Annotated in this window: 7 protein-coding genes and 1 pseudogene; 5 read left to right on the top strand and 3 right to left on the bottom strand. The window is 71.0% G+C overall.

Translation table 11 applies throughout. The annotated features are described in order from the left end of the window. The 4 genes from D7X74_RS43210 to D7X74_RS32405 form a co-directional block, all read left to right on the top strand. Positions 1 to 2,463, top strand: a 2,463-nt coding sequence (locus D7X74_RS43210; RefSeq protein ID WP_233602352.1) for a gliding motility protein, incomplete at its 5' end; no start/stop codon positions are given. 1 nt (position 2,464) lies between these two features. Then, positions 2,465 to 3,724 carry a phosphoribosylamine--glycine ligase gene (gene purD / locus D7X74_RS32415; protein ID WP_120536880.1) on the top strand — a complete coding sequence of 420 codons (1,260 nt, stop codon included), beginning with the start codon at positions 2,465 to 2,467 and terminating at the stop codon, positions 3,722 to 3,724. Beyond that, entirely contained in the window at positions 3,721 to 4,833 is a 1,113-nt protein-coding gene (locus D7X74_RS32410) for an LptF/LptG family permease (protein WP_120536879.1), read from the top strand. Before purD ends, D7X74_RS32410 begins: the two co-directional genes overlap by 4 nt. Continuing rightward, complete coding sequence (locus tag D7X74_RS32405) at positions 4,830 to 5,945, top strand: LptF/LptG family permease (RefSeq protein WP_120536878.1); 1,116 nt, start codon at positions 4,830 to 4,832, stop codon at positions 5,943 to 5,945. Before D7X74_RS32410 ends, D7X74_RS32405 begins: the two co-directional genes overlap by 4 nt. 21 nt (positions 5,946 to 5,966) lie before the next feature. On the opposite strand, the gene D7X74_RS32400 is transcribed toward D7X74_RS32405, so the two are convergent. The 3 genes from D7X74_RS32400 to D7X74_RS32390 form a co-directional block, all read right to left on the bottom strand. Further along, a complete protein-coding gene (locus tag D7X74_RS32400; RefSeq protein WP_120536877.1) occupies positions 5,967 to 7,142 on the bottom strand; it encodes an acetate/propionate family kinase in 1,176 nt (391 codons plus the stop codon). Further along, positions 7,139 to 9,499 (bottom strand): phosphoketolase, encoded by a 2,361-nt coding sequence (locus tag D7X74_RS32395; protein WP_120536876.1) that lies wholly within the window; start codon positions 9,497 to 9,499, stop codon positions 7,139 to 7,141. The genes D7X74_RS32400 and D7X74_RS32395 overlap by 4 nt, the downstream gene beginning before the upstream one ends. Positions 9,500 to 9,670: 171 nt before the next feature. After that, positions 9,671 to 11,140, bottom strand: a complete 1,470-nt coding sequence (locus D7X74_RS32390) for an MDR family MFS transporter (RefSeq protein WP_120536875.1) — start codon at positions 11,138 to 11,140, stop codon at positions 9,671 to 9,673. A gap of 186 nt (positions 11,141 to 11,326) precedes the next feature. Between D7X74_RS32390 and D7X74_RS32385 the strand changes: the two are divergent. Next, positions 11,327 to 12,096, top strand: a pseudogene (locus D7X74_RS32385) (O-antigen ligase domain-containing protein); the annotation flags it as partial.

The raw sequence follows: 12,096 nt of genomic DNA, 5'->3' as shown, positions 1-12,096 counted from the left end.
CCCCCGAGCGACCTCGGGAGGGATGGGGCTTCCCCGGTGCCTCCGCCCGCGGCTGCCTCCGGTGGCGTGGCGCTGGGCCGCATGTCCGTTCGCGCCCCCGCGCCGGCCGCCGCCCCCGCGCCGGCTGCGGCGGTGACGCACGCGAACTGCCGCTCGTGCGGCAAGGCGCTGGCGGACCCGTTCGACCAGGCCCTGGGCGTCTGTGACGACTGCCGGCAGAAGGATCCGGTGGGCGCGTCCGAGGCCTCGGTGGTGGTGGCGCCCCAGGAGTCGGCAGCATCCTCCAGGGGCGGCGACCTGGAACTGCCGATGCTCAGCAACCTGGACGCCTCGGCCGCGTCGTCGGGCGGAGACCTGGACCTCGCGGGAGGCTCCCAGGCGTCGGGGGAGGACCTGCGCGTCGCGGGCGCCACGGCGCTGTCGCCGGATGCGCGCATCAGCTCGGTGAAGCCCGCGCGGACCTCGCACATTACGGCCGCGCCGGTCCGGACCGCGCAGCGCGCGGGCTCCGGAGGCGGGTTCCGTCCCGTCGTCGTGGGCCTGCTCGTGGTGGTGCTGCTCGGGGGCGGTGGGGCGGCGGGATACTTCCTGCTCTACAAGCCCCATCAGGAAGAGGCCGCCCGTGCCGCCCTTCCGGCTGCTCCCGCCGCCGTGCCCCAGGTGGTGCTGGCCGCGGTGAGCAGCTGGAAGCTCCAGTTCCTGGAGCTGATCGGCACCAGCGCGGAGCACCTCGCGGCGGGTCAACAGCAGCTCGCGAAGGACCAGCGCGTCGCGTACGCGGAGGCCGAGGAGTCCTTCCAGCAGGCGCTGCTCCTGGACCCGCGCAGCACCGACGCCATCGTCGGCTACGTGCAGGCGCTGGCGCTCGGACGCGGTCCGGGCATGGACGACACCTCCTTCCAGGAAGCGCGCGCCCTCATCCAGGCCGCCGAGGACATGGCCGGCAAGACGCCCGCGCTGCTCGTCGCGCACGCGAACCTGCTGCTGGCCCGCGCTCGCGTGGCGGGCAACCTGGAGGAGGCGACCACGTTGGCGAAGGCGGTGCTGGCGCAGCCCACGGCGCCCGACGCGCACAAGGCGGAGGCGCACCTGGTGCTGGGCCGTGCCCAGGTGGCCACCTCGCGCGAGCTGGCCAACAAGGAGTTCGACGAAGCCCGCCAGCTGGCGCCGGGCCTCAAGCGCGTGGACTACTACAGCGCGCTCGCCCACGAGCAGGCCGGACAGTACGGGCTGGCGCTCAAGATGCTGGGCCGCCGGCTGGAGTTGGATCCGCAGGACTGGGACAGCCTGGAGGCGTCCGCCCGCATCTACGTGGAGGTCGGGGAGACGGGGCGCGCGCGCAAGCTGTACGAGGACCGCGTGAAGGCGAACGCGGGGGACGTGCGTGCGTCGCTCGCGCTGGCCGTGCTGCGCTACCAGGCGGAAGGCGATGTGGCCCTCGCGGTGCGTGAGCTGCGGGCCCTGGCGAAGAACGTGTCCCGCTATGGGGCTCGGGATGCGTCCGAAATCTGGGGACACCTGGCCGCCGCGGAGCGCACCGCGGGCAACGCCGCCGGCGCGGTGAAGGCCGCGGACGAGGCCCTGAAGCTGGTGAAGGACCTTCCGGAGGCCCACCTGCAGTTGTTCCTGGTGGCGCTCGCGCGCAAGGACGCCGCGAAGGCCCGTGAACACCTGAAGGGCTTCCAGGGCCGGCTGGAGGACTCCGCGCTGGAGCAGGTGCTGGAGGGCCGGGTGCTGCTGCTGGAGCAGAATCCGGCTTCAGCGCAGGAGCACTTCCTCAAGGCGGGGACGCTGGATGATCGCCGTCTGGACTCGCAGCTGCTCGCGGGCGTGGCGGTGGCCAGCGCGAAGCAGCGCGAGGAGTCCTTCCGCCTGTTCTTCGGCGTGCTGGAGGCGCGCAAGTGGGACCCGATGCGGCTTGCGCCCCGCCCCGCGCTGACGCGCTTCTGGCTGCGGCCCAACGACACGCTGGTCGGGGTGGAGGGCGTGGTGCAGGCGCTGAGCACGCGCCCGGACGACGTGCAGCCAGTGCTCTACGAGGGGCTCGTGCGCTACTACCAGGGCGACCTGCAGGGTGCGGATCGCCAGTTCCGCGCGGTGGTGGAGACGGGCGTGAACAACGGCGGCGCGCTGGCGTACCGGGCCCTCATCGCGCTGGACGCGAAGTCCGCGCAGGCGCTCCCGCTGGCGGAGAAGGCGGTGGCCCTGGAGCGCAGCCTGCCCATCGCGCGCCTGTCGCTGGGGCTCGCGCAGGCGGTGGGGGACGTGGAGCTGGCGAAGCGCACGGTGCGCTCCGTGTTGGAAGTCTCCCCGACGATGCTTTCGGCGCAGACCCACCTGGCGGCGCTGGAAGTGGCGGCTCAGCCGGACGTGGCGCGCGCGATGCTGCTGAAGGTGGTGGGACTGGATCCCGCCTACTTCCCGGCCAAGAAGCTGCTGTTCAAGCTGGACGAGCGAGGTTGACGTGAAGGTCCTGTTGCTGGGGTCGGGCGGCCGCGAGCACGCGCTCGCGTGGAAGCTGGCCCAGAGTCCCCGCCTCTCGCGGCTCTTGTGTGGTCCGGGCAATCCCGGCACGGCGAAGTGCGGCACCAACGTGGCCCTGCAGGCGGACTCGCCGGAGGCCGTCGTCTCGCTGGCGCGCCGCGAGGGCGTGGACCTGGTGGTGGTGGGCCCGGAGGCGCCGCTGGTCGCGGGCGTCGCGGACGCACTGGCGCAGGTGGACATCCCGTGCTTCGGCCCCGTGGCCGCGGCCGCGCGCATCGAGGGCTCCAAGGCCTTCGCCAAGGAGGTCATGGCGGAGGCGGGCGTGCCCACCGCGGCCTTCAAGGTCTTCACCGACGCGGCCCAGGCGGAGGCGTACGCCGTCCAGCAGGGCCGCATCGTGGTGAAGGCGGACGGGCTGGCGGCTGGCAAGGGCGTCATCGTCGCGCCGGATGCGCAGGCCGCGCGCGAGGCGGTGCGCGCGGTGGCGGCGATGGGCCAGGCCGGCCAGCAGATGGTGCTGGAGGAGCTGCTGGAGGGCGAGGAGGTCTCGCTGATGGCCCTGTGCGACGGCGAGCGCTACGTGCTCCTGCCGCTGTCGCAGGACCACAAGCGCGTGGGCGAGGGCGACACGGGCCCGAACACCGGCGGCATGGGCGCGTACTGCCCGGCGCCGTTCCTCACCGCCGAACAGCTGGCCCAGGTGGGGGAGCAGGTCATCGCGCCCACGCTGGCCGTCCTGCGCAAGCGGGGCACGCCGCTGCGAGGGGTGCTGTACGCGGGGCTGATGCTCACGGCCACGGGCCCGAAGGTGCTGGAGTTCAACGCGCGCTTCGGGGACCCGGAGACGCAGGTCCTGATGATGCAGTTGGATGAGGACCTGCTGCCGCTGCTGGACGCCTGCGCGAGGGGCACGCTGGAGCCCCGGACGCTGGCGCAGAACCAGGGCTCTTCGGTGGGCGTGGTGCTGGCGGCGGAGGGCTATCCGGAGACGCCGAAGAAGGGCCAGCGCATCGAGGGCCTGGAGGCGGTGCCGTTCAACGCGCCGGTGTTCCTGGCGGGCGTGGCGAAGCAGGACGGCGCGCTGGTGACGGCGGGCGGGCGCGTGCTGACGGTGTGCGCGCGCGGCGAGGACCTGGCGAAGGCGCGCGAGCGGGCCCTGGCGTCGGCGGAACTGGTGCGCTTCGAAGGCAAGCACTTCCGCCGGGACATTGGCGCGCGAGGGCTTCGGACGCGGCCGTGAAGCTGCTGGCGCGCTACCTGCTCAAGGAGCTGCTCGTCCCCCTGGGTGTGTGGGTGGCGTTCATGTTCCTGCTGCTGTTCGTCATGCAGTTCCTGCGGGGCACGGACGTGCTGCTGGGCTCGGCGGTGACGCTGAGCGACCTGGGCCGGCTCATCGCGTACCTGGCGCCGCACTTCCTGGTGATGGCGCTGCCCATCGCGTTCCTGCTGGCCATCCTGCTGGGCCTGGGACGGCTGGGGGAGGACCGGGAGCTGACGTCGCTGCAGGCCCTGGGCATCAGCCCGCTCCAGTTGCTCGCGGCGCCGCTGGGCGTGGGGCTCGCGCTGAGCGCGTTCATGGTGCTGCTCACGTCCACGGTGGAGCCCTGGGGGCTCACGGGCGTGAAGGAGCTGGTGGGCGAGGTCATCCAGAAGAACGTCGCGGGCGACGTGAAGTCCGGCGTCTTCTACGAGGACCTGAGCGACCTCACGCTGTACGCGCAGAAGGTGGCGCCCAACGGGGGCGGGTGGACGAACGTGCTGTTGCATGACGACCGCGACCCGAGTTCGCCGTTGCTGGTGCTGGCGCACCGGGGCCGGGTGGGCACGTCGGAGCGCGGCGAGGCGCTGACCATCGAATTGCAGGAGGGCGAGGTGCACCGCGCCAACCGCTCCTCGGTGGACGCAAGCGTCGTCTCCTTCGAGAAGGCGCAGATCAACGTGGGGCTCGGCGGTTCGCTGTCGCGGCGCAACCGGTTCCGTTCGCCCAAGGAGGAGCTGACGCCGGTGGAGCTGCTGGCGGCGGCGAAGGACGCGGAGGAGCGCAAGGACGACCCCCGTCCGTTCCTGATGGCGCTGCACAGCCGGCTGGGCAACGCGGTGGCGCCGGTGGCGTTCGCGCTGCTGGCCACGCCGCTGGCCATCGGCCGCAAGCAGGCGGGCCGCGCCTGGGGATACCTGCTGACGCTGGGCGGCTACGTCCTCTACTACCTGCTCAGCCGCGCGTTCGAGCAGATGGGCCAGAAGGGCCAGCTTCCGGTGCTCGTCGCGGGGCAGCTCGCCAACGTGCTGTTCATGGTGGTGGGCGCGGTGGCGCTGTACCGGGTGACGCGCTCGGGAACGGTGCGATGAGGGGCATGCTGTTCGGCTACGTGGTGCGCGCGTACGTGCGCTACACGCTGGGCATCCTGGCGGGTGTGGTGGCGGTGTTCCTGGTGGTGGACTTCGTGGACCGCGCGAAGGCCTATGGGGGCGAGGGCTGGGTGTGGGACGTGCTCAAGCTCTACGGCTACAAGGCGCTGGTGACGGTGCAGCAGTTGGGGCCGGCGGCGCTGCTGCTGGCGGCGGGCACCACGGTGTCGGCGCTGCGCAAGAAGGGCGAGGTGACGGCGCTCCGGGCGCTCACCTTCGGCCCCGCGGCGCTCTACCTGCCGATTGGCCTGTGCGCGCTGGTGGCGTGCCTGGGCCTGGTGCTCTTCGATGAGACGGTGGCAGCGAGGGCGGGCCGGCGCGTGGATGAAATCACCACGCAGCGCTTCAACCGGTGGGGCGACTGGCGCCTCTACTACACGCCGAAGCAGTGGTTCCGGCGGGGCGACAACATCTTCTTCCTGCGGGGCGGCGACGCGCAGGAGGGCTTCGAGAACGTCTCCATCTTCACGCTGACGCCGGAGTTCAAGCTGCGGCGGCGCGTGGACGCGGGGCGGATGCGCTCGCTGGAGGGCAACCGCTGGGAGCTGACGGACGTGGTGGAGCGCACCTTCACCGACGACGGGCGCACGACGGTGCAGCAGCAGCCGAGCGCCGAGTACGAGCTGGGCGTGGGGGCGACGACGTTCCGCATCCGTCCGGGCCGGCCGGAGCAGATGCGCCTGGGGGAACTGCGGGAGCAGATCGCCGCGCGCGCGGAGGTGGGGCTGGCGACGCGGGGCTTCCAGCTCGCGTGGCACAACCGCTTCGCGTACGCGCTGGCGGGACTGCCCGCGGCTTTGCTTGCGGTGGGGCTCGCGCTGCGCACGAACCGGCGGGGACACCTGACGGCGGCCGTGGTGGAGGGCCTGCTCATCGCGGTGGCCATGTGGGGCCTGATGGTGGTGTCGCGCACGCTCGTGCTCACCGAACGGCTGGAGCCCGCCGTGGCGGCCTGGATGCCGACGACGCTGTTGACGATTGCCGCGGGCGCGCTGTGGCTGCGCCGAGAGGGCTTGCTGCACCTGCCGAGGAGGAGGAAGGCGGCGAGGTAGCAGGGCGCATCCTGGTGGAACTCAGCCGCGCAGGAGCCGGCGCGTGTGCCGGGCGAGCTGCCCCTCCTCATCGCTGGGAATCACCCGGACCGGACACGCGGACGTCTGGGTGGAGATGACCTCCGAGCCCTCGTCATTGCGACGCGCATCGAGCGTGATGCCCAGGTGTCCCAGCGTCGCGCAGACTCGCTGACGCACGGGCGCGCTGTTCTCCCCGATGCCCCCCGTGAACACGAGCAGGTCCAGTCCGCCAAGCACCGCCGCGTAGGCCCCCACCGTCTTGGCGATGCTCCGGGCGAAGACGTCCACCGCGAGCGCCGCCGCCGCGTCCCCGGCCGCCGCGTCGCGCGTGAGGGCCTGCATGTCGCTGGTCCCCTCCGACAGTCCCCGGAGCCCGGCCTCGTGGTTCACCATCGCCTCAAGCCCCTCCGCGTCCAGCCCGCCCGTCCGCAGCAGGTACACGAGCACGCCCGGATCCAGGTCGCCCGTGCGGGTGCCCATGGGAATGCCACCCGTGGGCGTGAAGCCCATCGACGTATCGACGGAGCGTCCCTGTTCAAGCGCCACGAGGCTCGCGCCATTGCCCAGGTGGGCCACCACCGTGCGCGCGGGGAGCACGGGGGCCAGCCGCGCGACGATGGACTCATACGACAGGCCATGGAACCCATACCGCTGCACGCCCTGGTCGCGAACGGCCCGGGGCAGGGGCAGCGTCGACGCGACCGGGGGCAGGGTGGCGTGGAAGGCCGTGTCGAAGCAGGCGAACTGCGGCACGCCGGGGTAGCGCGCCTGCGCGGCCCGGATGAGCGCGAGCGCCGGAGGGATGTGCAGCGGCGCGAAGTGCGTGGCGTCCTCCAGCGTCTTCAACACCTCCGGCGTCAGCACCTGATGCTTGCGCAGCCTGGGACCGCCGTGCACCACCCGGTGCCCGATGGCGAGCGGCTTCTCCGCGCCCACCTCCTCCAGGTGTCGCACGGCCTCGCGAAACGCGTCCTCCTGCGACGGATGCCGCACGTCCACGGCGCGCACCTGCTGGCCCCGTCCATCCTTCAGGACGAGCCGGCCCTGCTCCGCGCCGATGTGGCTCGCGCTGCCCTTGAACCGCACGGTCTCCTGGCCCGAGTGCTCGACGTAGAGCCCGAACTTCAGCGACGACGAGCCACTGTTGATGACCAGCACCGCGCCGGAGTCACTCATCGCGCGGTCCACTTCCAGTCGCGGACCTCGGGCATGTCCTCGCCGTGTTCCGACACGTAGAGCTTGTGCTGCTGGCGCACCTCGGAGAAGCGCTGCTCCGCGTCGTCCAGCCGGTGGAGCGCGGCGGGCGAGTGCCGGATGGCGGCCAGCGCCAGCGTGAAGCGATCCATGTCGTTGAGCACGGTCATGTCGAAGGGTGTGGTCGTCGTGCCCTCCTCCTTGTAGCCGTGCACGTGGATGTTGGCGTGGTTGGTCCGGTTGTACGTGAGCTTGTGCACCAGCGTCGGGTAGCCGTGGAACGCGAAGATGACGGGCTTGTTCGTGGTGAACAGGCGGTTGAAGTCCTCCTCGTTCAGGCCGTGCGGGTGGCTGCTCACCGGCGCGAGCGTGAAGACATCCACCACGTTGACGACGCGCACCTTCAGCTCCGGCGCCCACACGCGCAGCAGCGTCACCGCCGCCATCGTCTCCAGGGTGGGCACGTCGCCCGCGCAGGCCATCACCACGTCGGGGTCACCGTCGTCGTTGCCGGCCCACTCCCACGTGCCGATGCCCGCCGAGCAGTGGCGCACGGCGCTCTCCATGTCCATCCACACGGGCGCCAGTTGCTTGCCCGCGATGATGAGGTTCACGTAGTTCTTCGAGCGCAGGCAGTGGTCCGTCACGGACAGCAGCGTGTTCGCGTCCGGTGGCAGGTAGATGCGCACCGTGTCCGCCTTCTTGTTGGCCACGTGGTCGATGAAGCCCGGGTCCTGGTGGGAGAACCCGTTGTGGTCCTGTCGCCACACGTGCGAGCTGAGCAGGTAGTTCAGCGACGCGATGGGCTTGCGCCAGGGCAGCTCCTTCGCGGATTTGATCCACTTGGCGTGCTGGTTGAACATCGAATCGATGATGTGGATGAACGCCTCGTAGCAACTGAAGAGGCCGTGGCGTCCGGTGAGCAGGTAGCCCTCCAGCCACCCCTGGCAGAGGTGTTCGCTCAGCACCTCCATCACGCGTCCGTCGGCGGAGAGGTTCTCGTCCGTGGGCTCCTGCTTCGCGTCCCAGGCCTTGCCGCTGACCTTGTAGACATCCTGGAGCCGGTTGGAGGCGTTCTCGTCCGGCGCGAACATGCGGAAGTTGCGGGCGTCCAGGTTGTTGCGCATCACGTCCCGCAGGTAGCCGCCCAGGACACGCGTGGCGCTGACCTCCTTGGAGCCGGGCGTGCCCGGGTCGATGGCGTAGTCGCGGAAGCCCGGCAGCACGAGCGGGACGAGCAGTTGCCCACCGTTGGCGTGGACGTTGACGCCCATGCGCAGCCGGCCCTTGGGCGCGATGTCCGCCAGCTCCTCGCGGAAGGTGCCGTTGGCGTCGAAGAGTTCGCGGGGCCGGTAGCTGTGGAGCCACGCTTCGAGGATCTTCAGGTGCTCGGGGTTGGTGCGCACCTCCTCCAGCGGGACCTGGTGGGAGCGCCAGGTGCCTTCCACCGGCTTGCCGTCCACTTCACGCGGTCCGGTCCACCCCTTGGGGGTGCGCAGCACGAGCATGGGCCAGCGGGGGCGGGTGGGGTCGTTGTTCTCCCGCGCGTGACGCTGGATGCGCAGGATTTCGGCGTGGAGCAGGTCGAGGACCGCCGCCATCTCCTGGTGCATCGTCTTCGGGTCGTCGCCCTCCAGGAAGAAGGGCTGGTAGCCGTAGCCCCGGAAGAGGGCCTCCAGCTCGTCCGCGTCGATGCGCGCCAGCACCGTGGGGTTGGCGATCTTGTACCCGTTGAGGTGCAGGATGGGCAGCACCGCGCCGTCGGTGATGGGATTGATGAACTTGTTGGAATGCCAGCTCGCGGCGAGCGCGCCCGTCTCCGCCTCGCCGTCCCCGACGACGCAGGGGACGATGAGGTCCGGGTTGTCGAAGACAGCGCCGTAGGCGTGGAGCAGGGAATAGCCCAGCTCTCCGCCCTCGCTGATGGAGCCGGGGACCTCGGGCGAGTCGTGGCTGGGGACGCCGTAGGGCCAGGAGAACTGGCGGAACAGGCGCTTCATGCCGTCGCGGTTGCGCTCGATGTTGGGATACAGCTCCGTGTAGGAGCCTTCGAGGTACGTGTTGGCGATGATGCCGGGCGCGCCGTGGCCGGGGCCAATCAGATACATCATGTTGGCCCGGTGCCGCCGGATGATGCGGTTCAGGTGCACATAGATGAAGTTGAGGCCGGGCGTGGTGCCGAAGTGTCCGAGCAGCCGGGGCTTGATGTCCTCCACCGCGAGGGGACGCTCCAGGAGCGGGTTGTCCTTCAGGTAGATCTGCCCGATGGAGAGGTAGTTCGCCGCGCGCCAGTAGGCGTCGATCTTCTCCAGTTCGGCTTCACTCAGCGGACCCGGCATCGGTGTCATCCCCCGCGGAACAAGGCTCTCCGCGCCCCGCAGGGTACCAGACTCCGGCCTTTCCCTATCTTGAAATGCGCATGGCGTGGCACTCCGTGCGGGGCGGCCTTCTGAACGCGAGGACTGGCGGAGCAATGACAGTCGCGTGACGTGACGTCGGGGTCCGGGGCCTCAGTGGGTCGCGGTGACGTCGGACATGTTCACCGGTGTGGTGACGCGCTTCACCTTCGGGAAGAACAGTCCGGCGGAGAACGCGGCGACGGCCGCCGCGCACATGATCCAGAAGTTGATGGAGAGGCCCGTGCCCAGCGCTCCGCTGAGCGTCTCCAGGATGGCGGGAGGCAGGCCGCGTCCGTGCTCGGGCCCGAGCAGCTCGTTGGCCGCGCTCACCGGCACCCGGGGATCCTTCATCAGATGTGTCACCAGCACGCCGCCCATCAACCCCACGCCCAGCGCCCCACCGATGGTGCGGAAGAACATGTTGCTGGCGGTGGCCACGCCGCGCAGCTCCCAGCCGACGCTCGTCTGGACCGCGATGAGCAGCGCGGTGGACGTGAAGCCCAGGCCGATGCCGAACAGCCCCATGGCAATCTCAGGCACCAGCAGCGACGCCCCCGGCTTGAGCAGCAGCGCCATCAGCCCCGTGCCGACCACGGACAGACCCAGTCCCCCGATGATGAGCGGCCGGAAGCCGGTGCGAAGCATCAGCTTGCCGGCGACGAGGCTCGCCAGCGGCCAGCCGACGATCATCGGGGTGATCATCCCGCCCGCCATGGTGGCCGAGCCGCCCAGCACGCCCTGCACGTACAGCGGGACGTAGGTGGTGGCGCCGAACATGGCGGCGGAGAACAGCGCGCCCGCCGTGGAGGAGATGGCGATGGCGGGGATCTTGAAGATGGTCATCGGGATGACGGGCTCGGCGGCGCGCAACTCCACGAACACGAACGCGCCCAGGAGCACGACGGCGGCGGGCAGGGCGAGCAGCGTGCGGCCGGTTCCCTGCACGCCGAACAACAGGGCCACGACGCCCGCGGACAGGAGCGCCGCGCCCGCGTAGTCGAGCCGGGCGGCCGCCTTTCGCTTCAGCTCCTCCTGGAAGAAGAGGACGAGCAGCCCCATGACGACCACGCCGATGGGGATGTTGATGAAGAAGACCCAGTGCCAGGTGAGGTACTTCACGATGAGGCCCCCGGTGAGCGGCCCCGCGAGTCCGGCGATGCCCCACACGGCGCTGAACGCCCCCTGCACCTTCGCGCGCTGCTCCAGCGTGTAGATGTCCCCGATGATGGTGAGCGCGATGGGCTGCATGGCCCCGGCGCCCAGTCCCTGGAGGACCCGGAACGCGATGAGCATGTCCATCGACGTGGACAGGCCGCTGGCGATGGAGCCCACCAGGAACAGACCGGTGCCGAAGAGCAGCACGGGCTTGCGGCCGTAGAGGTCCGCGAGCTTCCCGTAGATGGGCACGGTGATGGTGGACGACAGCATGTACGCGGTGAAGACCCACGCGTAGCTCTGGATGCCGCCCAGGTCGCTGACCACCGTGGGCATGGCGGTGGAGACGACGGTCATCTCCAGCGCGGCCATGAAGAGGCACAGCGCCAGGGCGAGGGTGGTGAACGGTCGGTGGGTGGTGCGCATGGCGGGAGGTTCGGACCCGGGCAAAAGGGTCCTGAGTAACGGGTGCCCGTCCGCGTCGCCAGGGTCAAGCGCGCCGGCGCGATTCATGAGGCCCGCGCCCCGGATTCCAGGGCCTGTCCGGGAGGAGGGGAAGCTCGGCGGTGGGTGAGGTAGGGTCCGGCCGCCTCGCGATGCCGGGGCGCACGAATGAGCACGGACTCTCGGACGGTCGAAGGTGGGCGCTGGAGGACCGCGGTCACCGCGGTGCTGGGGCTCTACGCGGTGGGGCTGGTGCTGGCGGAGGCGGTGCTCCAGGCGGGCGCCATCCTGGCCACGGCGCTGGCTCTGGCGCTGGCGGTGACGAAGCGGCTGCGGCTGGAGAAGGACGTGCGGGCGTTCGTGGTGGCGAGCGTCGCGCTGTGCGGGTGGCAACTGCTGTCTCCGGCGCTGGCGCTCGTGACGGGGGCTGCGGCGAAGTGGCCCCGGGGCGCGAGGTACGGGCAGGCGCTGGACACGGTGGCGGCGGCGGCGGTGGCCTGCATCGGGACGCTGGGGGTGCCGTGGCTGCTGCTGGGCGGCCTCATCGCGGGAGGGTGGTTGCTGGCGGCGGGGCTGGGCTTCTTCCAGCACCGGGTGCGCTGGCCGTGGGAGCCGCCCGCGTTCCTGAAGCTCAACCTGTCGCGCCTGCATGAGAACTTCGGCACGGAGGAATCCCCCCGGTTCGCGGCGGGAGGCTTCTTCTTCCACCGGCTGCGGTTCGCGCACGGGGCCATCGCGGTGCTGGGGCCGGCGCTGGCGGTGCTCGGGCGCTCGCGGGTGACGCGGCAGCGGGTGGTGGCTGGGGCGGTGGTGCTGGGGATCCTGCTGTCCATCTACGGCGCGTTCGCGAGGGCCGCGCTGGGAGCGGCGCTGGGCGTGTGCGTGCTGGCCCTGTTGCTGCTGCTGCGAGGGACGGCCCGGAAGGCGGGGCTCGGGGT

It is taken from the genome of Corallococcus sp. CA047B (assembly GCF_003612065.1).
Lineage (GTDB): Bacteria > Myxococcota > Myxococcia > Myxococcales > Myxococcaceae > Corallococcus > Corallococcus praedator.
This window is presented reverse-complemented; position numbering and strand designations above follow the sequence as displayed.